The sequence below is a fragment of the Streptomyces sp. 1331.2 genome, assembly GCF_900199205.1.
GTDB lineage: Bacteria > Actinomycetota > Actinomycetes > Streptomycetales > Streptomycetaceae > Kitasatospora.
This window is the reverse complement of the sequence record NZ_OBMJ01000003.1, coordinates 292,398-313,701: the sequence shown is the minus strand read 5'-3', so window position 1 is coordinate 313,701 and position 21,304 is coordinate 292,398. Positions and strand designations below refer to the sequence as shown.

The window sequence follows — 21,304 nt, the reverse complement described above, 5'->3', positions numbered from 1 at the left end:
TCCTAGCACCGCTAGACAATCGAACGGCAGCAGTGCTAGCGTTGCCTTGGCATCTAGCGGCGCTAGATTTCGGCGGGGCGCCTTTCGGCGAAACCGACCCGACCTGTGGGAATGCAGCACCGCACGACTCAGCATGCTCCACGAAGCTCACCAAGCGGACGCGTGCGTAGCCGCCCTCCACCCGGAGCTACTGGCCGGCGCGGCGGTTGAGCCAGGACTTCTCCAACTCCGACAGCGGCGGGTCAGGCACAGGCCCGGTGTCGTTGTAGACAGCGATGGGGTCATCCGGTGCCGACCACGAGCCGACCGTCACCAGCCGGTACACATACTCGCCGCCTTCCGATAGCGGAGCCGTGATCGTCTCGGGAGCAGGCGGCCCGGGCACGCACCGGCCGACGTCCTCGCCGTAGGGCCCACCGCCGAAGAGCGCGTGCATCCAACCACATGGTGGTCTTCCGGTCACATCGAAGACGTCCTCCATACCCTCCCCTTCTGCCGCAAAGATCGTATCGGCGCCAGACCCCAGAGGTTCCACATCAAGATCGGCCGGACAGCTCCTAGCGCGCGGCTCCGGCCGCGCGGCGGAAGCTCCGGGCCACGTCGGCGAAGGGGAGGTCCTTCAGCACGTCGGCCGGTACCGAGGCGTAGTCCTCGCCGAACTCGGTCCGGAACTCGTCCGCGAAGCGCAGGCCCAGGCGGTAGTGCGCGCTGACGAAGTCGCCGTCCGGCAGCCGGAAGTCGTCCGGGACGCGCAGGCCGAGCCGGACCAGCACGAACCTCAGGAAGTCCACCACGCTGGGAACGGTCACCTCCCGGATCTCGTCCAGGCTGGGCACGGAAGCGGGCACGGGTGCGGTAGCGGTGACGGTGGCCGCGGGTGGCCGCCCGTTCGGCGTCACCGAGCGGGCGGACACGCGGCTGTCCCTCATCAGAACGGCCTGGACGACGGCCGCGCAGTACTCGTCCTCGAACCGGAAGGTCACCGGCCACGCCCGGTCGATCAGGAGCACGTGCAGGAGGTCGTGCTTGAGCACCCTGTCCTTCACCGTCCCGCACGGCAGGAAGTACGCGATGTCGAACACGGGGAGTGCACCCATCGACGCCGTCAGCACGTCGAGGACGCTGGAGGTCGGTTCCGCCATGGGGACAGGAAAGGCGGACCGCGCGGGGACCGTCAAGCGCTCAGCCGGAGGACGGCGGGATGCCGACGGCTGTCGGCCCGATGGCACCGGGGCCCGACAGCTGGCGGCGGGCGGTGCGCAGGAGGTCGGCGGCCTCGCGCAGGTGCCGGCAGGCCATGGCGGGGGCGGCGGCGCAGGACGGGGGCAGCAGCCAGCGTTCGGCGGCGTGGACGGAGCCGAGCGCGCCGGTCAGGGCGTGGTGGGCCGGGCGCAGTGCCGAGGACTCGGCGCTCTCGTGCACAGTGCGGGTGAGCAGGACGGCCAGGTCCTCGGTGTCCGGCCACGCACCGTCGGTGAAGTCGTGGCCCCACCAGGACAGTTGGGAGGCGCACACCTCGACCCATCTCTCCAGCCGATCCTCCCAGCTCGCGGCCCCGGTGCTCGCGGTCGCGGCGTTCGCGGGCCGGGCGGTCGGGGGCTGGGACTGGGACTGATGCTGGGGCGGGTTCGGGGTGATCGGCACACGGACATGATCCGCCCACGGAGTGCCGCCATGTGGGGGAATCGCGGGAATCCGTGCATGATCCGTTGCGCGACCGCGCACGCCACGCCCTGGGTCGCGCGCCCCCCGAAGCCGCCCGCCAGCCCCCAGCCCGACGGCCGGCCCGCCCGCTCGCCAGGGTCGTCCTGCCCGTACCGTCAGGCCCGCAGGTGCAGTAGGGCGGCCGTGGGCCGGGGGATGCGGCTGATCACCGAGCCGATCAGGGTGCCGACGGAGACGCCGAACACGGCCGACACGGCGGTCAGGACGGCGTGCGCCCCGTTGCCGACCTCGATCTGCGCGGTGTTGAGCAGGCCGAAGGAGCCGGGGACGACGATCCAGAAGGCCGGGAGGTAGAGCACCTGCCAGGAGGAGCCGCGCCGCAGCCAGTGCGCGACGGTGGCGGCGGCCGCGGCGGTGACCGCGCCGGCCAGGCCGCCGACCGCCGCGCCGTTGGCGGTGGTCACCGTGACCTGCACACAGGCCGTCACCGCAATCACCGCCACGATCCACGGGATGGCGGTCGGCGGGGTGTTGACGTTGATCACGACGCCGGCCACGGCGAGCGCCAGGCCCAGGCAGATCATCCACCAACTGGGCGTCGCCACCTGGGTGTTGGCCAGGGCGGAGGCGGGGACGCCGGTGGCGGTGGCGGCGGCGACCACGCCGGTGAGGAAGAGCGCCAGCTGGACGGAGCCGGACACCAGCCGGGCCGTCCCGGCGCTGGCCGCGCCCGCGGCGATCTCCGACAGGCCGGTCACCAGGAGGCCGCCCGGCAGCAGGATCGCCAGGGTGGCGACGATCGTGCGCAGCGGCCCGTCCAGCAGCGAGGCGCGGGCGGCGGCCAGGACGAGGACGGAGACCAGGAAGCCGGCGGTGACCGGCAGCAGCGGTCGCACCAGCCGCAGTCGGCGGGCCGTCATGGTGAGGCCCACCACGATCAGCGAGCCGATCGCGGTGACGAGGACGTTCACCGCCACCGGCTGCAGGTAGAGGCAGAGCCCGACCCCGACCGGCAGGATCCCCAGGTCGGCGACCCAGGCGGGCCAGCGGGCCGGCGCCCGGCGGATCGCGTCCAGGTCGCGCAGCGCCTGGTGCCCGTCGAGTCCGCCCGCGCGCAGCCGGTGCACCAGGTCGAGGACGTCGGCCGTCTGCTCGAACCGCAGCGCGGCGCCGACGGGCTCGAACGCGGCCGCGTCGTCCGCGTCCAGCGCGACGAAGAGCCCGGTGGTCAGGGCGGCGACCCGTACGTCGGGCGCCCCCAGGGCCCGTCCGAGCCCGCGCAGCTCCTCCTCCACGTCGTGGACGGGCAGGCCGCCGCTCAACAGGCCCGCACCGAGTTCGAGCAGGAGGCGGCGTCGCGGGTCGGGCGGGGAGGTGTCCCGATCCGGCGGAGATGTGCTGAACATGGCGGATATGGTCGCATGCGGTCGGTTTGCCGCCCCGGGCGGGCGCCGCTGAGGTGCATGACGCGCAATGCCGCAGGGGCCGCAGCGCCTGCGCGCGCTGCGGCCCCCGCGGTTCCTGTGGCCCGATGGTTCCTGTGGCCCGGTGATCCCTGTGGCCCCTGCGGGCGTCGGGGGACCGGTCAGGAAGTGGTGAGGGAGGTGTCGTCGATGACGAAGCTGGTCTGGAGGGAGGAGTCCTCGGTGCCGGTGAACTTGACGGTGACGCTCTGGCCGGCGAAGGCGGAGAGGTCGTAGCTGCGCAGGGTGTAGCCCGCGGCCGCGTTGACGTTGCTGAAGGTGGCCAGGGTGGTGGAGCCGGCCTGGACGGTCAGCTTGTCGTAAGCGGTGGAGCCGGACTCACCCGTGTCGATGTGCAGGTAGAAGCTGAGGGTGGCCCGGCAGCCGGACGGGATGGTGACGGTCTGGGCGAGCGTGTCGGTGTGGCTGGAGCCGTAGCCGTCGAGCCAGGCCTTCCAGCTGCCGCCGTGCGCGGGCTCGCTGCTGCTGTTGTCGATGACGCCGCTGGTCGCCGTCCAGGGGGAGGCGCTGCCGGTCTCGAAGCCGGGGTTGCCGAGCAGCTGGGTGCCGGTGCAGCCGCCGCCGGTGCCGGTGACGGTCCAGCCGAAGGTGGTGGAGCCGCTGGCGCCGGTGGCGTCGGTGGCGGTCACCGTCGCGGTGTAGCTGCCGGCCGTGCTCGCGGTGCCGGTGATCAGGCCGGTGCCGGAGTTGACGGACAGCCCGGTGGGCAGGCCGCTCGCGCTGTAGCTGAGGGTCTGGCCGGAGGCGGAGTCGGTGGCGTGGATCTGCAGGCTGACCGAGCCGCCCTGGGCGGTGGTCTGGTTGCCCGGGTTGGTGACGGTGACGGTGTTGCCGCCGGTGCTGCCGTTGGTGAAGGCGGCGGTGCCGTTGGGGGTGCCGAGCCCGGTCGGGCCGTCGTAGCCGCTGCCGGCGGTGCAGAGGTAGGACGGGGAGCAGCTGCCGTTGGCGCCGCTGGTCACGTCGAACAGCGAGCCGGTGTGCGCGTACGGGTAGGAGGCCGGGGTGGTGCCGGAGGCCGGAGTGCCGGCCAGCGCGTAGACGGCGGCGATGATCGGGGACGAGGCACTGGTGCCGCCGTAGACGTTCCAGCCGCTGCCGCCGTACGTCTGGTAGACGGCGACGCCGGTGGCCGGGTCGGCGACCGCGGAGACGTCGGCGACGGTGCGCTTGGCGCAGCCGGTGTCGTGCTGCCAGCTCGGCTTGGCGTCGTACGCGGAGCAGCCGGAGCCGGCGCCGTTGCCGCCGGAGCTGCTTCCCCACACGCTCTCGCTCCAACCGCGGGTGTTGGAGGCGCGGTTGAGGCTGGTGCCGCCGACCGCGGTGACGTACTGCGAGGCGGCCGGGTACTCGACGCCGTAGCCGGAGTCACCGGAGGAGACGGTGATGGCGACGCCGGGGTGGTAGAAGTAGCTGCTGTCCGAGCTGGGGTCGGTGGAGTCCTCGGAGCCGCCGTAGCTGTTGGAGACGTACTTGGCGCCGAGCGAGACGGCCGTGTTGACGGCGGCGCCCAGGTTGTCCATGGTCGCGCTGTCGGCTTCGACGAGGAGGATGTGGCAGTTGGGGCAGACCGCGCTGACCATGTCGACGTCGAGCGAGATCTCGCCGGCCCAGCCGCTGTCGGCGGTCGGGTAGCTGGTGCCGCCGCGCTGGTCGACCTTCTTGAAGCAGCCGTTGGCGGTGGTGCAGGCGGGCAGGTTGTACTGGGAGCGGTAGGTGGCGAGGTCGGACTCGGCGTTGGGGTCGTCGTTGGCGTCGACGATGGCGACGGTGGCTCCGGAGCCGGCCGAGGCGGGCAGCTTGTAGGCGGAGGTGAGGTCGCTGGGGCCGTAGCCGGAGGGGTTGATGTTCGGTGCCAGGCCGGGCTGCTGGGCGATGTCGGTGCGGGCCAGAGCGAGGCAGGCCATCTCACCGGGGTGGGTGGGGGCGGCGCAGAGCCGCTTGGTGGGGGCGGTCGTCGTCGCGGCGGTCGCGGTCGTCGTCGCGGTGGCGGGCTCGTTGGAGTGCGCGCCGGAGTGCGGCGCGGTGGCGGCCGCCGTGGCGCCGGGGGCGGTGACGAGCAGCCCGGCGCCGGCCATGGCCAGGGCGGGCAGGACGGCGAGGAGCTTGCGGGCTCTGGGCAGGCGCGGCCTGCCGGGGGACTTGAAGCGCAAGGATCGACCCTCCGTGGGGATGAGGGCGCGGCCGGTGCCGGCATTGGGGGGTGTGCGCCGGTACGGGCTCGGGCCCGTGCTGACGGATCGCGGCATGTGCGGGCCGGCCCCGGCGGATGGCCGCGGGCCGGCTTGGAGCTTGCGCTGGACGGGAGTTGGGGCCCCGGGGTGTTGGTGCCTGGTGCCTGGTGCCTGGTGCCTGGTGCCTGGTGTCAGTGGCAGGACGGGACAGGACGGGACGGGACGTTCCGACGTGCCGTCCCACGTCCGTGCCGGTGACCGCACCGCTCGCACGGCCCCGCCGGCGAGTTGGTGTGACCATGACGTTACTGACGGGTCGTCGACGGCCTCAAGATGGCGTTCGCAGCCTTTACCGGGCTTTGCCCATGAATTGCCCAAGGAGTGAGACGGCGGCCCCCCGGGACGGGCGCGGAAGGTGGCGGCGGGGCAAGTGGGCGGGAAGGGGCGGAAGTTGCCGCCTGCCCCGGACCTCGACCGGGCGGACCGACTGACCACCGGATCCGACGGACCGGAGCAATCTCGAAGTTGGTGCACCGGTGTGGCTGTCACGACGATGGAGCGCTGTCCATCCTTGATGGATCGCTCTCCATCCTTCCCCGACAAGGGAGTTCACCGTGCCGCACATCAGCATCGACAACGGTCTGCCGGGCATCAGCGGCCTGCTGACCCTGCGCCCGGACACCGCCGCCCCGCTGGGGATGCTCGCCGACGCGCTGCTGCGCAACCCCGCGCCGATGAGCCGGGGCGAGCGCGAGCTGGTCGCCGCCTACGTGTCGCGGCTCAACGGCACCCGCTTCTGTACGGGTGCCCACAGCGCCTTCGCCGCAGCGCAGTTGGAGGGCGGCGAGGAGCTGGTGGAGGCGGTCCTGGCCGACCCCGCGACCGCGCCGGTGACGGACCGGATGCGGGCCCTGCTGCGGATCGCGGCGGAGGTGCAGGGGGCGGTCGGGCCGGTCTCGAAGGAGGCGGTGGCGGCCGCCCGCGAGGCCGGCGCCGGCGACACCGAGATCCACGACACCGTCCTGATCGCGGCCGCGTTCTGCATGTACAACCGGTACGTCGACGGCCTGGCCACCGACCTGCCCGACGACCCGGAGTACTACGCCCAGGGGGCGAAGCGGATCGTCGACTCCGGCTACGGCGGCGGCAACTGAACCGCCCGGTGAGCACCTTCGCGTCGGGCCGGTCGGGCCGGTCGGGCCGGTCCGGCACACCGGCCCGCCACGGCCCGCGGCACCGCCCCTCCCGCACCTCACTGTTCGTCACCGGGGACTTCCCCGCGCGCCGCTGGCCCACCCTGCTGCTCGGCACCGCCGGCGGGCTCCTGCTGGCGTACGCCTGGAACGCGAAACTCGTCGACGACGAGATCGGTTTCAGCAGCGCCGACGCCCTGCTCGGGCACGACGCCCACGGCACGCCGATCACCGGGGTGCTCTCCGGCATCCTGTTCGCCTTCGTCTCCGGCCTGGCCGGCTCGTTCACCGCCTGCAACATCGCGGCCTTCGGCGCCGTCGGCCCGCTGGTCGGACAGACCCCGTCACGGCGCGGCCGCCTCCTGCACGTCGCCCGGCCGCTCGGCTGGATCTTCGCGGGCATGGCACCGGTGTCCGCCGCGTACGGGGCGCTGGTCGGCCTCGCCGGCACGCACATGCCGCAGTTCTCCACGGCCGCGGGCAAGGGCCTGACCCCCCGCTCGATCCAGTCGATGGCGACCTTCGGCCTGATCGGGCTCGTGATGGTCGTGCTCGGCCTGGCCGCCGTCGGCCTGATCAGGGATCCGCTGGCCGCACTGTCCCGCCGCTTCCCGAACGCACCGCTCGTCCTCGTCGGCGCCCTGATCGGTGGCTTCCTGATCGGCCGGCCGTACCCGCTCTTCCGTGACCTCTTCCGGCACGCCGCCAACACCCACAACCCGCTCTACGGCGCCGGCGCGTTCCTCCTCCAGTCGATCGGCAACATCGCGGTCATGGCACTGCTCTTCCTCCTGCTCGCCCGCGGCACCGGCGGCCGCCTCCAACGCCGCCTCGCCGCCGACCCCACCCGGATCAGCATCCTGACCGCCGCGGCCTTCCTCGTCGCCGGCGTCTTCACCCTCGTGTACTGGGACGTCCGGATGCTGGCCAGGCTCGGGTACCTCTGGTTCCCGCCCTCGCCCTGGGGCTGACCCCGCCACCGTTGCGGGGCCGGTCACCGGTGCGGACCCGGGGCACCGTTGCGGGGCCGGTCACCGACCGGCCCCGCCGCCGGGTTCACGCGTCGAGGGCGTGCCCGGTCGTCGCGTCCACGTGGTCGGGGATGTCGTCGTGGCGGTCGCCAACGGTGGGCGTGCCGGTCGGCTCGAACATGAGGATCGAGGCACCGGACGGGGCGGACGGCCTGTGCTCCGTGCCCCGCGGGACGGTGAAGACCGACCCTTGCGGCAGCACGACCGTGCGCTCGACCACGGGCGCGGCGCCGGGCCCGCTGCCGGCTTCGCCCCCGGGCTCGCGCAGGGAGATGCGCAACTCCCCGTCGAGCACCAGGAAGAACTCGTCGGTGTCGTCGTGGACGTGCCAGATGTGGTCGCCCTGCACCTTGGCGATGCGGACGTCGTAGTCGTTGACGCGGGAGACGATGCGGGGGCTCCACAGCGCGTCGAAGGAGGCCAGGGCCTGGCTGAGGGGGATGGGCTGGTTGCTCATGGGCCCCATCCTGGGGTGTTCCCTCCGGCCGGTGTGAGTGCTAGGAATCGCACATGACGCAAGGATCCTCGCACCGAGCTCGCGCAGCGGGCCCGCACCGGGTGGTCGTGATCGTGGACGCGAACTCGAACCCCTTCGAACTCGGCTGCGCGACCGAGGTCTTCGGCCTGCGCAGACCGGAGATCGGCCGCGAGCTGTACGACTTCCGGCTCTGCTCCCCCGAACCGCGCACCCGGATGCGGGACGGGTTCTTCACACTGACGGAAGTCGCCGACCTGGCGGCGGCCGATGACGCGGACACCCTGATCGTCCCCAACCGTCCCGACGTCGACGTGCCCCGCCGCCCCGCGGTGCTGGACGCCGTCCGGCGTGCGCACGCCCGCGGCGCGCGCCTGGTCGGCTTCTGCAGCGGGGCCTTCACCCTGGCCGAGGCCGGAGTCCTCGACGGACGCAGGGCCACCGCGCACTGGCAGTGGGCGGACGCCTTCCGGGCCCGCTTCCCCTCCGTCCACCTCGAACCGGACGTGCTGTTCGTGGACGACGGCGACATCCTCACCGCCGCGGGCAGCGCGGCCGCCCTCGACCTGGGGCTCCACGTGGTCCGCCGCGACCACGGCGCCGAGGTGGCCAACGCCGTGAGCCGGCGGCTGGTCTTCGCCGCACACCGGGATGGCGGCCAGCGCCAGTTCGTGGAGCGGCCCGTGCCCGACCAGCCCGACGAATCCCTGGCACCGGTGCTGGCCTGGGCGCAGGAACGGCTGGACTCGCCCCTCACCGTCCCGGACCTCGCGGCCCGGGCGGCCGTCAGCCCGGCGACACTGCACCGCCGCTTCCGGGCTCAGCTGGGCACGACCCCGCTGAAGTGGATCACCGGCGAACGGCTCGCCCTGGCCTGCCGGTTGATCGAACGCGGTGAGCACCGCTTCGAGCTGGTAGCGCGACACAGCGGGCTCGGCACTGCCGCCAACCTGCGCACCCTGATGCGCCGCGACACGGGCATCACCCCGTCGGCCTACAAGCGCCGGTTCGGGCGCGAGGGCACGACGGGATGGAACGACGGTTCGTCGGGGTACCAGTCGGAGTACTAGGCTGACCGGGTGTCGGCCAGCTCCCAGCGTGACGAGAGACGAGCAAGCCCGTACTCCACGGGTGGTGGCGGGACCGTACTGGAACACCGTTACGGCGCCCTGCTGTTGAGTCATCTGCTGACCGGCGATCCGCTCACCGAGCTCGGAGACGACGTCACACCGCACGAGGTCGCCTTCCAGGCGAGTGATGTCAGCGCGGTGGACGACTTCGTGGTGACCGGCTTCGCGCCGGACGGTACGGAGCGCACCGTGTCGATCGGCGTGCGGCGCGATCCCTCCTTCGTTCCCAGCGACACCGCCTCGGTCGAGCTGATCGGGTCCTACCTCCGTGTCCTTCGCGACCAGGCGCCCCGGGTGGCCTCGGGGCGGTGGCAACTCGGTCTGACCGTCGCCGGTTCCAACGCTCAGGTGAAGGAGATCGCCGACCTGGCGACCATCGCCCGGGACGTCGCGGACGAACGGGCCTTCCGTTCGGCCGTGGCGTTCCCGGGACGGACCAACCAGGCCAATCGGCGCCGACTTGAGTACCTCGACGAGGTCGTCGCCGCCGCTGCACACCATGTCGGCATTGACACCGCGTCAGCGGACGGGACCGAGCTGACCTGGCGCCTCCTCAGCGCGCTCACCGTGCGGGAGCTCCGCATGGAAGGCGTCGACCAGAGCGATCGTACGCACGCCGTCGCTCGACTCCGGCACGTCACGTCAGCCGGCACGGCGGAGGCAGCGGACGCCCACCGACGGTTCCGGTCGACAACCGGAGCACGGGGCAAGCGACTTCGGCCGCCGCCCCGGACGGCAGCACATCCCTGCCTGCGCAGGAGGCCACGCCTGCCCACCCGGTGGACGACGGCGCCGAACCGATCCGGGCCGAGCTGGTCCGGGCCGAGCTGGTCCGGGCCGAACAGGTCGCCCGGGAGATCAGCCACCCCTACCAGCAGGCCAAGGCCCTGATCGCCGTGGCGCGCAGGGCGGAGGCGGCGGCCGAACCCGAGCAGGCCGAACGCAGCATCGGCGCGATCACCCATCCACAACTGCGTATCGGAGGCTTCGCCGCACTCGCCCTGACCGTAGCCGGCAACGGCGATTCCGCACGGAGCAAGAGGCTCCTCGGACAGGCCGAGCTGGCAGCCGACTCGATCGCCAACACCCCCTACCGGGAGCAGGCCATCAGCGAGATCGCCCGTACCTGCGCGCAGGTGGGAGACCTGCCGCGGGCCGAGGAACTCGCCCGGTCCATCACCACCGAGCCGCTGCGGGCGACCACCCTGGCCGACGTCGCGTCGGTGATCGCCGCAGCCGGCGCACCCGACCGAGCCGCGTCGATCATCCACACCATCGACCAACCACGGACGAGAGCCAGGGCCCTCGCCGAGACCGTCCGGACCTGCCTCGACCTGGGCGACCAGGAGCAGGCCGAGCAGCTGGCCCGACTCATCCTCGAACCCCGCCCCCAAGCCGAGGCGCTGGCAGCCGTCGCCCATCACCTCGCCAAGGCCGGCGAACCGAGGCGCGCCGAGCAGCTTGCGCGGTCGATCGCGGACCCGTCCGAGCAGGCCCGCGCACTCGCCGCCATGGCCCCCGACCTCCCACCCGCCGACGGCCGCCGCGTCCTTGCCCACGCCCTGGTCATCGGACACTGGCAGCTGTGCCTGCCGACGCTGCTCCGCCTCGAACCCGGTGCGCTCGCAGTCCTCTCCGAGGAACTGTTGGACACCACCGACCAGGCCGACCCGGCGTGAACGCCCGCCGATCGGACGTCGCGGTGAGCGCCGGGCCGGGGCCTTCGACCGGCGTACGAGGGCGTGGCCGGGGGCCGATGGCGCTGTCGGTAGGATCGGGCGCCGGTGGGAGAGGGAGGACCGCGTGGTCGAGGCAGTTCGGAGCAGCGTCGAGTGTTGGTGCTGCTCGAACGGGCTGGTCGTCTTCTCCGTCGACACCGACGGGGGGCGTGTGCTGCTGGAGTGCGAGGAGTGCATGGCCGGTCGGTGGGCGCCGCCCGGGGAAGGGGCGCCGGAGGACGGCTTCGTGACCGTGGACCTGCTGACCAGGCCGGCGAGCCTGGGCGAGATCCGGGCGAGCGGGTGGGAACGGCTCATCCGGGCCGAGGGCGAGGTTCTCGCTGGGCCGACCCGGTGATCGAGGACGGACCGCCTGCGGCCGTGCCCCGTAGGCGGCGCAGACCGAGATGCTGACCGAGCGGTCCTGGCTCCGATCGGAGCGCGCCGCGCTCCTCGGGGGTTCTGGGAGCTGAGCTCACCGGGCAGGGCGGGGCCGTGTCGGGAACGTGGCCCAGGGGCGTGGTTCAGGCGAGGGGCATCCAGCCGGGCGGGGTGAGGGCGGTGTCGGCGAGGATCCGTCCGACCGTCCTGTCCAGGGTGCTGTGCTGGCCGATGACGACTTCGAGGCCGTGCGGGAGGAGGTCGTAGGGCTGGTACCAGTCGGCCATGGCCGCTGGGGAGAACTCGGCGGCCTGCGGGCGGGTGGCGTGTCGGCGGACGGTCTCCGCGAAGTCGACGTCCAGGTAGTAGAGGTGGCTGCGCCCCCGGTGGTCGGCGGCGAGCCGGGCCAGCATCTCCCGGTAGCGCTCGGCGGCGAGGACGCCCTCCACGACGACGTGGAAGCCGTGGTCGAGGGCATGTCGCGCGACCACGTCGATCAGGCCGATGTTGGCGCCCCCGGGGACGTCCCGCTCGCGCAGCACGGTGCGGCGCAGCAGGTCCTGGGCGACGACGGCCAGGCCACGCCCGTACGCGGTGCGCAGGCGCGCGGCGACGCTCGACTTCCCCGCGCCGCTCGGGCCGCGCGCACCACCACCAGCACCGTCTCCTGGCTGCCCGTCATGCCTGGCTGCACACTCCGATCGGCCAGTGCGGGCCGTCCGGGGTGTGGAGCCAGGCCCACTGCCTGTCGGGGGTGACGGTGATGCCGTAGTCGTAGCGGCTGGGGCGGCCGAGGGCGTCCCACTGGGACCAGGCGGTGAGCACCTCGTCGCCGATCGGGCGGGGGCCGCCTTGGAAGAGCAGGGCGGTGCCGTCGCCGCGGGCGGTGAGGGCCGCCCAGGAGCGGTCGCCGTCGTGGATCCAGGCGTTGACGCCGTCCTGGTCGCGGCCGGTGAGCAGCACCGCGTCCGGTACGGCGACCCGGATCGCGAACCGCAGGTGCCAGTCGTCCGCGAGCGGGGCCGGGTCGCGGTCCACCGGGCTGCGCGTCTGCGGTTCGCCGTCGCCGCGCACTGCCGCGTAGGCGAGGCGGCCGGCGGGCGCGGGGGCGGTGCGGTCGGCCATGAACCGGGCGAGGCCCTGCACCCACCCGGCGGCGCTGCGGCCGTCCTCGGCGCGGGTGAGGGCGACGTGCCCCAGCCGGCCCCACGGGTAGACGATCCGCCCGCCCGGTCGTACGGCTTCCACCCAGCCCCAGGGGACGGCCTCCACCGCGTAGCCGGCGTGGATCCGGTCCACCGGCCGGCCGCCGGGCGGTCCGTCCCGGGTGGCGTCGCCGGTCAGCACCTCGGCGTCGGCGCCCGCGGCCGCCAGTCGCCGGCGGGCGAACTCGGCCAGCCCGGCGTCGAGTTCGGTGGCGACCACCCGGCGGGGCCCGGCCCGGTGGACGGCGAGCGCGGTGGTCCAGCCCTGCCCGGCGCCGATGTCCCAGACCCGGTGGCCGGGCTCCAGCAGGAGGCTGTCCAGCATGTCGGCGACCACGGCGGGCGCGGACAGCGAGGAGGACGGCAGGCCGCCGGTGTCGAGCCGGGTGACGGCCGGGGCGTGGATGCCGCCGTACAGCTCCTCGGCCCAGCCGCGCGGATCGGTCGCCCGGTCGAGCGGTTCGTAGGCGCGGCCGTCCCAGCGCCACAGCCGGTCCGGCGCGAACCGGTCGCGCGGCAGCACGGCCATGGCCTCGCGCACCCAAGGCGAGTCGGCCGGCCACGCCCCGTCCTGCGCCATCGCCGCGTCCTGGCCCGCTCGGTGCGCGTCCAGAGCGGCGGTGTTGTGACGGCCGGTCACTTCTTCTTGTGCTTCCCGTCGCCTGGCGGCGGGGCCGGGACCTGCCCGTCCGCGTTGCCCGGCGGCGGGTCTCCCTGCCCCGGATCGGGTGCGGGCTTCTCGTGCTCACCCCTGGACGGCTGCATGCTGCTCCTTCCCGTAGGCGATGTGATCGGCTGCCCATCCTCGCGTCCCGTTCTGCCGCGCGGTAGACGGCGTGCGGGAGCACCGCGGGCGCGCCGCAGGGCCGTTGTGCGCCGAGGGATGTGCCGACGGATGGCGGGCTCGTGGCCGGGAAAGTGGTGGAACACTCCAAGACCGGGTCATGATCATTGTTGCTGGTGGGGACACCGCCCGCCCTCCGGCCTGTCGCAGACTGACGGGGACGCGGCGGCCCGGTCCGGCTGGGCGCTGCGCTTCCGGACCGTCGACCCAAGGACTGACTGCCATCGTGAGCGAGCGCGTTCCCGTCCCCCGCAACCGGGGCTTCCTCTTCCTCGACTCCCACCCGGCCGGCTGCGAGCGGGTGGTGACCGACATGTGGCAGGCCTACCCCGACCCGTCCGAGGCGCCGGAGGGAGCGGGGCCGGTGGCGCTGGTCATCGGTTCCTCGGCCGGGTACGGCCTGGCGGCCACCGTCGCGGGGCTCAAGCGGGCCGGCATCCGCGGCATCGCCGTCTCCTTCGAGAAGGCCCCCACCGAACGGCGGACCGCCACGGCCGGCTGGTATCGCACCGCCGCCACCGCCGAGCTCGCCCGCAGCGCCGGGCGAGAGCTGGTCTTCCTCAACGGCGACGCGTTCTCCGACGCGATGAAGGAGCAGGTCGCCGACCTCGTGGAGCAGCGCTTCGGCGGCAGGCTGGACTACCTGCTCTACTCGGTGGCCGCACCCCGGCGCACCGACCCCGACACTGGCGCCGGCTACGCCTCCGTCCTCAAGCCGATCGGCCGCGCCGCCCGCACCAGGACCCTCGTCTTCGACGACCAGGGCGTCCCCGAGGTCCGCGAGGTCGAGACCGAACCGGCCGAGGGCGACGACGTCGAGCAGACCGTCGCCGTGATGGGCGGCGCGGACTGGGAGCGCTGGATCGACCACCTGGCCGGCCGGGGCCTGCTCGCCGACGGCTTCACCACCGCCGCGCTGTCGTACATCGGCTCGCCGCTGACCGCGGCGATCTACCGGCAGGGCACCATCGGCGCGGCCAAGGCCCACCTGGAGGCCACCGCCCGCACCCTGGACGCGCGGCTCCGCACGACGGTGGGTGGACGGGCCGTGACCTCCGTCAACGGCGCCGCCGTCACCCAGTCCTCCACCGCCGTCCCCGGCATCGCCCTCTACACCGGCCTGCTGCGCGGCGTGCTCGGGGAGGAGATGGTCCCGCCGGTGCGTCAGCTCGCCGCCCTGTGGGACCAGCTCACCGGCGCCGCCCCGCTCGCCCTGGACGACGAGGGCCGCATCCGCCTCGACCGCTGGGAACTCACCGACGAGGTCCAGGCGGCCGTCGCCGAACGCTGGGCGGCCGCCACCACGGAGACCATCGCGGGCCTCGCCGACCTCGACTGGTTCCGCGCCGAGGTCCGGCGCCTGTACGGGTTCTCCGTCCCGGGCGTCGACTACACGGCCGCGGTGGCCACCGACGTCCCCTGGCCCACGCCGGCACCCTGACGCCCGGTGCCGCTGATCCTGCTCGGCCCCGCTCCCCTCGGGCTGCGCCGGATGTCCGCAGGAGTACCGGCAGGTCGTGGACCAGCTCTGTTCCTTCGCCGGCGAGTGCGCTGAACTCTTCGCCAGAACGGAAACCAGGGGCTGATCCTCCCGGCCTGACCGCTGGATGCCGACTGCTTCGGACTCCTCGGTAGAGTCTGGGCAATGACAGGAAACCAGGGCCGTCGGCCAGAGTTCGACCAGGATGGTGGCATCGAGGACGTGACACTCCTCATCCTGGAATGGCTGGGTGGGCAGGGCGTGAATGCCATGGTCAGGATTGACGCCGAGAGGGTGGCTGATAACGCGCCGGCGTGGACGTTCGCAGCCAGCGGCGGTCCCTTGGAGCATGGCCTGCGTGCCGATGGGAGGACTGTGCAGCAGTGCATGTCCACAGCCCTCTCCCAACTGCGCGAGGCCGGGCTGTCGGTTCCGTTTTGATCCTCTTGTGCCCCATCTGCCGAAGTCCGGAGGCCGGGGCGGGCGTTGGAGTGACCACCGAACAGTGATCAACGGGATCTTGTTCCGGATCCGCACAGGAGTCCCTTGGCGGGATCTGCCGAACCGGTTCGGGAGCTGGAAAACGGCCTATGAGTGGAGCGATAGCCCGCAGTTGATCCCAGTCCTCGAACGCATCCGGGTAAAGCGCCTCGGCGGTGGGCATCCAGGTACCCGTCCCGACCGCTTGGGCGGCGATAAGGCATACAGCTCCCGCCGTAATCGCTCGCGCTGGTGCTGGAGCATGGTGAGTCTGCTCCACCGGAACGCCACGGACGGTCACCGATGATCTGCTGGTACAGGCTCAGTGAGGGTTTCCGGTCGGCGGCCCGGGACGCGGTGGCCGGGATGGAAGTGTTGACGGCGTGGCTAGGTTTGGATCATGAGCGAACGCGGGGCGGACGGCAGCGCAGGGGATGCGGACTACGGCACGATAGGCGGCGGGTACGCCACCTACCGACAGCCGGACGCAAGGATCGAGCAGGCGATCACCGCCGCCCTGGGTGGGGCGCGCACGGTGGTCAATGTCGGGGCCGGGGCGGGGTCATACGAGTCGGCGACGCTGGAGGTGACGGCGGTTGAGCCGTCGGCGTCGATGCGTGCCCAGCGCCCCGCACACCTGTCGGCCGCCGTCGATGCTGTGGCCGAGAACCTGCCGTTCGGCGACGACGTGTTCGACGCGGCGATGACCACCTTCAGCGTGCACCAGTGGAGCGACTTCAAGGCAGGGCTGCGCGAGATGCGCCGGGTGGCGCGCGGCCCCGTCGTCGTGCTGACCTGCGACCCTGATCTCGTTCGGGACTTCTGGCTGTACGAGTACGCGCCGGAGGTGTTGGACACGGAGGCGCGCCGTTATCCGGTGATCGCGGATCTGACCGAGACTCTCGGCGGACACACGACGGTGACCCGGGTGCCGATACCCGTCGACTGCACCGACGGCTTCAACGAGGCGTACTACGCGCGCCCCGAGATGCTGCTCGACCCCGGTGCCCGGCAGGCGTGCTCGGCGTGGAGCTTCGTCGACGAGCAGTCGCGCGAACGATTCGCCGCGGATTTGCGGGGCGACCTGGACAGCGGAGCTTGGGACGCCCGGTTCGGCGCCCTGCGGCAACAGCCTTTCTATGACGGCTCGTTGGTTGTGATCCGGTCCGTTCCGGCCTGATACCTGCGTCGCGGTTCCGCTCGCGCCGTGACCCGAGAAGGGCCGCATGGGTTGGGTGAGTTGTGACGCTTACCTGGGCTCGTGCGGCCTGTTCCCATCCTGCCCTGTCCGGGGTCTCTCGCGGACATCTCGGTGAGTTGCCCGGAGAGTTGTCGCCACGTTGGTGGGCCCGGCGTGAGTCGGAACTTGGTCGACAGCGGGGCGGCGAGCGGCGCCGGGCGGAGGGAGCCGGCCGCAAGCCGAAGCTGGAGTTCGTCGACCGGCTGCTGGCCACCCACCAGCAGCCGAACCACCTGCAGGTAGATCGCCAATGGTGGAGTCGGGAATTGGAACCGCCCGAATGCCCTGATGGGATGGTCATGATCCGCATGTCTGGATCAGAGAGGCAAGGACTCCTGCCGGATCATGCAGCGGGCGGGCGCCATCGGTGACGACGCGACGTGTGCCAGGGTCGACGGGAATCCGGCCTCCCCCGTCTCAGGACGGGGGAGGCCGTTGCCGTGCGGAGCGGTGCTGCCGGCGGACGGGGTCACGCGTCGGTTGGTGCTCCGGGGGTGAGCAGGCGGAAGACGCCGACCTCCCAGCCGAATCCGACGATCAGCCGGTCCGCCGGGGCCGTGGCCAGGGCGTGGACCGGAAAGGGCAGGACCAGGTCGGGGCCGATCGGGTCGAGGGTGGCCAGGTCCCAGGTGCGGACGGTGCCGTCGGTGGTGCCGGTGATGAGGGCGGGTCGGCCTGCGACCTGGGTGGTGGTCAGCGCGGTGGGGCCGTCGTCGGCGGTGCGCAGGGGCGGGCCGGTGAGGGCACGGGTGGTCAGGTCCCAGAGGTGGACCAGGCCGTCGTCGCTGCCCACTGCCACCACCGGGCGGCCGTCGACCAGGGCCGTTGCCAGCGTCTCGATGCAGGGAGTGTCTTCGGCCTCCGGCAGGGCGAGCGGGGTGCCGAGCGGAACCCCGAGCGGGGTGCCGATCGGCGCGCCGGAGGCCAGGTCCCACAGCCGTACCGTTTCTTCGTCCGCCGTGACCGCGACCGGGCGGCCGTCGATGGTCGTGGTGGCCACCGCGATCACCTCGGATTCGTGTCCGGTCAGGGGGCCGTGCAGGTCCTCGCCGGTGGTGAGGTCCCAGACCCGGACGTCACCCTCCGTGCTGCCGGTGACGGCGACCGGGCGGCCGTCGAGCGTCGCCGTCGCCACGGCGTCCACCTCGGCGTCGTGGGGGAGGGGGTTGCCCGGGAGGGTTCCGCTGGCCGGATCCCAGAGCCGGAGCTCGGTGTCGTGCCAGGCGGTGAGCACCACGGGACGCCCGTCGATCACCGCCGTCGCCAGCGCGCGCACCGCGTCGCCGCCGCCGTACCCGTGATCGGTGTCGTCCTCGTCGCTGTTCTCGTCGTCGTACGCGTCGTCGTCCTCGGCGTCGTACGTGTCCTCGTCGTACCCGCCCTCGGTGCCGTCGTCGTCGCCGTCCCCTGTGAGCGGCAGGCCCGTTTCGGCGCCGGTGGCGAGGTCCCAGAGGCGTACCGTTTCGTCCCAACTGGCGCTGACCACCACCGTGGTGCCCTCGCCCGTCGTCACGGCCGTCACCGCCGTCACCGCCGTCACCGGGGCGCCGTGACCGGGCAGCGGGTGGCCGACGGGGCGGCCGTCGGTGGCCGGATCCCAGCGGTGGACCCTGCCGTCGTCGGTGCCGACGAGGACCACCGGCCGCCCGTCCGTCACGGTCAGGGCCAGCGCCCGCGTCTCGCCGAGGGGGCCGGCGAAGGCCTGGGCGGTCTGGCGTCCGGTGGCCGGATCCCAGAGCCGCACGATGCCGGTGTGGTCGCTGGTGACCACCACCGGGCCGGCCCCGGTCTGGGCCGCCGCCACCGTCTGGTCCCACGGGGTCGAGCCGGCAAGGCTCTCGCCGACCTGTGCGCCCGTCTCCAGGTCCCACAGCGTGGCCGTGCCGTCGGACCCGCCGACGACGGCCGTCGGGCGGCCGCCGACCGGCAGTACGGCCAGCGACTGCACCGCGCCGGTCCCCGTGGCCAGGGGCCTCCGCAGCTGGCGGCCCTTCTCGAGGTCCCACACCCGGACGGTCCCGGCGAAGTCACCGGTGACCGCGACGGTCCGGCGGCCGAGCTCCGTCGTGGCCACCGCCGTCAGCCTGCCCAGACGGGGGTTGCCGCGGTCGGCCAGCTCGCTCATCGGCCGGCCGACCGGGTCGCCGGTCGCCAGGTCCCAGACCCGGACGCTGCGGTCGTCGCCGCAGGTGACGGCCACCGGGCGGCCGCGCAGCGCGGCCGTGGCGACGCCGGTCACCCAGTCGGTGTGCCCGGCCAACGGCGGGTGCAGGAGCCGGTGCGTCGTCAGGTCCCAGATCCGTACGTCCTGGTCGGTGCCGGCCGACAGCGCCACCGGGCGGCCGTCCAGGTCGGCCGTCGCCACGGCGTAGACCGGCCCGGTGTGGTCGGCCATCGGCTCGCCGACCGGGTCGCCGGTGGCCAGGTCCCACAGGCACACGGTGCCGTCGTCCCCACCGGTGACCACGACCGAGGCCCGGGCCGCAGCTCCCACGGCGACCGCCGACACCCCCTGCGGGTGACCGGCCACGCTCCAGCGGCAGCCGCCGAGTTGGGTGCCGCTGGCCCACTCGACGCGCCGGCGCGGGGAGCCCTCGTCGGCCACCGGCACGGCGTCGATCCGGGCCGCCAGCTCGGGCTCCCCGTACCGGGCGGCGTCCAGCGCCAGCAGCTGGCGGCGCACCGCGGGGCAGGCGTCCCGGTGCCGGTGGGCGGAGGCCTGGTACACCGCGGCGCCCAGCCGCCCGAAGCCCCAGGCCTGGGGAATCAGGGCCTGTACGGTCGCCGGTTCGGCGTTCACCAGGAACCGGGCATCGGAGAAGGGGATGGACCCCAGGTAGACCTTGACGGCCTGGCGCAGGCCGGGGTCGGGCCCCTCGGCCGCGCGCAGCCACAGGGCGACGGCCTCCTCGACCTCGCCGTTCTCGGACAGCAGCGTCCCGAGCCGTTCCTCGGCCAGCTGCCGGTAGGGGTCGACCACCGACTCGACCGCGCCGCGCAGCAGGCGTTCGGCCTCCTCCCGGTCGCCGTCCGCGCGTGCCTGGTCGGCCTGGTCGATCGTCGCCGCGACGCCGACCAGGGCCTCGGCCAGGTGCGGGGGCAGCGAGGACAGGTCCACCAACTCCGCGGGCCTGGTCCACGCCTGTGGGTCCTCACCGGCAGCCGATCCGGGGGCCGAAACGGGGGCCAAGCCGGCGGCCGATCCGGCGGCCGAGCCGGGAGCGGCGGTCCGGTCCGGTGCGGCCTGCCCCGGTACGCCCTGCCCCGGTACGCCCTGCCCCGATACGGCCTGAGCGGGCGGCGTGTCACGCCCGGCGCGCGGACGGCGGCCGCCGCCGAGCAACCGGCCTATCCAGCCGCGCTGTTCCTTCGATCCAGCCATCGCTCTCCCCGACTCCCGCCTCTGCACTCCGGTACCGGTCCGGGCTCACCCTACTGATCCTCCGTCAGCGATCCGACGGGGAATCCGGCCTTGTCAGTGCCTCCTCATAGAGTGGGAAGCACGTCGGAGGGAGCGCCGGAAAGGCGCCGAAAAGGCGTCACGAGAGCGTCGACACGAGGGGTAGAAGCATGTCCGCGAACAGGATCAAGCACAAGGTCAACCACGTCTCGCTGGTGGTCGACAAGTCCGGCTCGATGCGCCGGCACGAGGCCCAACTCATCCGCGTCGTGGACGAGTTCGTGAAGGGCCTGCAGGAGGAGTCGGACCGGCTCGGGCACGAGACCCGGATCAGCCTCTACGCCTTCGACCACGAGGTGCAGAACCTGGTCTGGGACATGGACGTCAAGCACCTGCCGTCCCTTCGGGGCCTCTACGGGGTCGACAACGGCGCGACGGCGCTGATCGAGGCAGCGATCAAGTCCGTCGACGACCTGAAGAACATCTGGGAGGGGTACGGGGAGCACTCCTTCCTCCAGGTCGTCGTCACCGACGGCGAGGAGAACGCCTCCGGCTACTCGCAGAACGGCCAGATGCACACCCGCATGACCGGCAGCCAGGGCGCGAAGGTCCTGCGCACGTGGAAGGACCGCATCCACGGCGCCATGGACGACCTCCCCGACCACTGGACCTCGGCGATCCTCGTCCCCAACTCCCTGGCCAAGCGCACCGCCCAGGAGTACGGCTTCCCCGCGGGCAACATCGCGATCTGGGACGCGGACTCCAGCGAGGGCGTCGAGGAGGCCATCGGCACGGTCAAGTCGGCCGCCACCAGCTTCCTGCGCGGCCGCGAGCAGGGCGTGCGCGGCACCAGGAACCTCTTCGCCATGGGCCAGGACCTGAGCACCGCCGACGTCGCGGCCAACCTCGACGCCCTGGACTCCGGCAAGTACATCCTGATACCGGTCGACCGGCAGACGCCGATCCGCGACTTCGTCACCAGCACCGGGCACCCGTACACCACCGGCTGCGCCTTCTACGAGCTGTCCAAGCGCGAGAAGATCCAGGGCAGCAAGCAGCTCGCCGTGGCGGAGAAGGACCCGGACACCGGCCGGATGACGGGCCGCGTCTTCTCCGGCCCGGCGGCCCGCCGGCTCCTCGGCCTGCCGGACTCGGAGGTCACGGTGAAGCCGGGCGACAACCCGTCGTACACCGTGTTCGTCCAGTCGACCTCCGTCAACCGCAAGCTGGTGCCGGACACCAAGCTGCTCGTCATGCTGTAGCAGCTGCACGAGCCGGCCGCAGCAGCCGGCTGTACGCGAGGGGCGACCCGGGACGAAACCGTTCCCGGTGACGGCCCGGTCACCGCTACGCTCCGTGCATGACCGAGGCCTCCCGTCCCGTCCGTGTCCGATTCGCCCCGAGCCC

20 protein-coding genes and 1 pseudogene are annotated in these 21,304 nt (G+C 72.9%); 11 read left to right on the top strand and 10 right to left on the bottom strand.

The window, feature by feature from the left end; all coding sequences use genetic code 11:
* Positions 1-187: 187 nt before the first annotated feature.
* From CRP52_RS36570 to CRP52_RS36550, 5 genes are all read right to left on the bottom strand, one after another.
* Positions 188-436: a hypothetical protein gene (locus CRP52_RS36570; protein ID WP_097241136.1), complete on the bottom strand. Its 249-nt coding sequence runs from the start codon at positions 434-436 to the stop codon at positions 188-190.
* A 121-nt stretch (positions 437-557) separates the two neighbouring features.
* The gene (locus CRP52_RS36565; protein WP_097241135.1) at positions 558-1,142 is read right to left on the bottom strand and encodes a hypothetical protein; all 585 of its coding nucleotides are present in this window, start codon (positions 1,140-1,142) and stop codon (positions 558-560) included.
* Positions 1,143-1,182: 40 nt separating this feature from the next.
* Positions 1,183-1,644 (bottom strand): hypothetical protein, encoded by a 462-nt coding sequence (locus tag CRP52_RS36560; RefSeq protein WP_097241134.1) that lies wholly within the window; start codon positions 1,642-1,644, stop codon positions 1,183-1,185.
* Between the two features lie 176 nt (positions 1,645-1,820).
* Positions 1,821-3,071, bottom strand: a complete 1,251-nt coding sequence (locus tag CRP52_RS36555; protein WP_097241133.1) for a threonine/serine exporter family protein — start codon at positions 3,069-3,071, stop codon at positions 1,821-1,823.
* 179 nt (positions 3,072-3,250) lie between these two features.
* On the bottom strand, positions 3,251-5,224 hold the full coding sequence (locus CRP52_RS36550; protein WP_097241196.1) for a putative Ig domain-containing protein: 1,974 nt from the start codon (positions 5,222-5,224) through the stop codon (positions 3,251-3,253).
* A 710-nt stretch (positions 5,225-5,934) separates the two neighbouring features.
* Here CRP52_RS36550 and CRP52_RS36545 point away from each other — a divergent pair.
* Both CRP52_RS36545 and CRP52_RS36540 read left to right on the top strand, forming a co-directional pair.
* Positions 5,935-6,474 carry a carboxymuconolactone decarboxylase family protein gene (locus tag CRP52_RS36545; protein ID WP_097241132.1) on the top strand — a complete coding sequence of 180 codons (540 nt, stop codon included), beginning with the start codon at positions 5,935-5,937 and terminating at the stop codon, positions 6,472-6,474.
* 8 nt (positions 6,475-6,482) lie between these two features.
* Positions 6,483-7,484 (top strand): hypothetical protein, encoded by a 1,002-nt coding sequence (locus tag CRP52_RS36540; RefSeq protein WP_257033241.1) that lies wholly within the window; start codon positions 6,483-6,485, stop codon positions 7,482-7,484.
* Positions 7,485-7,569: 85 nt separating this feature from the next.
* Here CRP52_RS36540 and CRP52_RS36535 read toward each other — a convergent pair whose 3' ends face one another.
* Positions 7,570-8,001 (bottom strand): cupin domain-containing protein, encoded by a 432-nt coding sequence (locus CRP52_RS36535; RefSeq protein ID WP_097241131.1) that lies wholly within the window; start codon positions 7,999-8,001, stop codon positions 7,570-7,572.
* Positions 8,002-8,054: 53 nt separating this feature from the next.
* Here CRP52_RS36535 and CRP52_RS36530 point away from each other — a divergent pair, with 53 nt between their 5' ends.
* The 4 genes from CRP52_RS36530 (at position 8,055) to CRP52_RS36515 (ending at position 11,225) form a co-directional block, all read left to right on the top strand.
* Positions 8,055-9,089, top strand: coding sequence for a GlxA family transcriptional regulator (locus CRP52_RS36530; RefSeq protein WP_097241130.1), 1,035 nt, complete (start codon positions 8,055-8,057; stop codon positions 9,087-9,089).
* A gap of 105 nt (positions 9,090-9,194) precedes the next feature.
* Positions 9,195-10,040, top strand: coding sequence for a hypothetical protein (locus tag CRP52_RS36525; protein WP_097241129.1), 846 nt, complete (start codon positions 9,195-9,197; stop codon positions 10,038-10,040).
* Positions 9,929-10,828: a hypothetical protein gene (locus tag CRP52_RS36520; RefSeq protein ID WP_097241128.1), complete on the top strand. Its 900-nt coding sequence runs from the start codon at positions 9,929-9,931 to the stop codon at positions 10,826-10,828. The genes CRP52_RS36525 and CRP52_RS36520 overlap by 112 nt, the downstream gene beginning before the upstream one ends.
* Positions 10,829-10,952: 124 nt before the next feature.
* On the top strand, positions 10,953-11,225 hold the full coding sequence (locus CRP52_RS36515) for a hypothetical protein (RefSeq protein ID WP_097241127.1): 273 nt from the start codon (positions 10,953-10,955) through the stop codon (positions 11,223-11,225).
* 166 nt (positions 11,226-11,391) lie between these two features.
* Here the strand turns inward: CRP52_RS36515 and CRP52_RS36510 are convergent, their stop codons facing one another.
* The 3 genes from CRP52_RS36510 to CRP52_RS40280 all read right to left on the bottom strand — a co-directional run bounded on the left by CRP52_RS36510 (position 11,392) and on the right by CRP52_RS40280 (position 13,218).
* Positions 11,392-11,850 (bottom strand): kinase, encoded by a 459-nt coding sequence (locus tag CRP52_RS36510; protein WP_306458946.1) that lies wholly within the window; start codon positions 11,848-11,850, stop codon positions 11,392-11,394.
* 76 nt (positions 11,851-11,926) lie between these two features.
* Positions 11,927-13,093, bottom strand: coding sequence for a protein-L-isoaspartate O-methyltransferase family protein (locus CRP52_RS36505; protein WP_257033240.1), 1,167 nt, complete (start codon positions 13,091-13,093; stop codon positions 11,927-11,929).
* A complete protein-coding gene (locus CRP52_RS40280) occupies positions 13,090-13,218 on the bottom strand; it encodes a hypothetical protein (RefSeq protein ID WP_257033239.1) in 129 nt (42 codons plus the stop codon). The genes CRP52_RS36505 and CRP52_RS40280 overlap by 4 nt, the downstream gene beginning before the upstream one ends.
* 305 nt (positions 13,219-13,523) lie before the next feature.
* Here CRP52_RS40280 and fabV point away from each other — a divergent pair, with 305 nt between their 5' ends.
* The 4 genes and pseudogenes from fabV (at position 13,524) to CRP52_RS36485 (ending at position 16,437) form a co-directional block, all read left to right on the top strand.
* Positions 13,524-14,738, top strand: a complete 1,215-nt coding sequence (gene fabV / locus CRP52_RS36500) for an enoyl-[acyl-carrier-protein] reductase FabV (RefSeq protein WP_097241126.1) — start codon at positions 13,524-13,526, stop codon at positions 14,736-14,738.
* 204 nt (positions 14,739-14,942) lie between these two features.
* Positions 14,943-15,218, top strand: coding sequence for a hypothetical protein (locus CRP52_RS36495; protein WP_097241125.1), 276 nt, complete (start codon positions 14,943-14,945; stop codon positions 15,216-15,218).
* A 7-nt stretch (positions 15,219-15,225) separates the two neighbouring features.
* Positions 15,226-15,369, top strand: a pseudogene (locus tag CRP52_RS41010) (transposase); the annotation flags it as partial.
* 288 nt (positions 15,370-15,657) lie between these two features.
* Complete coding sequence (locus CRP52_RS36485; RefSeq protein WP_097241124.1) at positions 15,658-16,437, top strand: class I SAM-dependent methyltransferase; 780 nt, start codon at positions 15,658-15,660, stop codon at positions 16,435-16,437.
* A gap of 529 nt (positions 16,438-16,966) precedes the next feature.
* Here the strand turns inward: CRP52_RS36485 and CRP52_RS36480 are convergent.
* Positions 16,967-19,615 carry a hypothetical protein gene (locus CRP52_RS36480; RefSeq protein WP_257033256.1) on the bottom strand — a complete coding sequence of 883 codons (2,649 nt, stop codon included), beginning with the start codon at positions 19,613-19,615 and terminating at the stop codon, positions 16,967-16,969.
* Positions 19,616-20,067: 452 nt separating this feature from the next.
* Between CRP52_RS36480 and CRP52_RS36475 the strand changes: the two genes are divergently transcribed.
* Positions 20,068-21,159, top strand: a complete 1,092-nt coding sequence (locus CRP52_RS36475) for a vWA domain-containing protein (protein ID WP_097241122.1) — start codon at positions 20,068-20,070, stop codon at positions 21,157-21,159.
* The last annotated feature ends 145 nt before the right edge of the window (positions 21,160-21,304 follow it).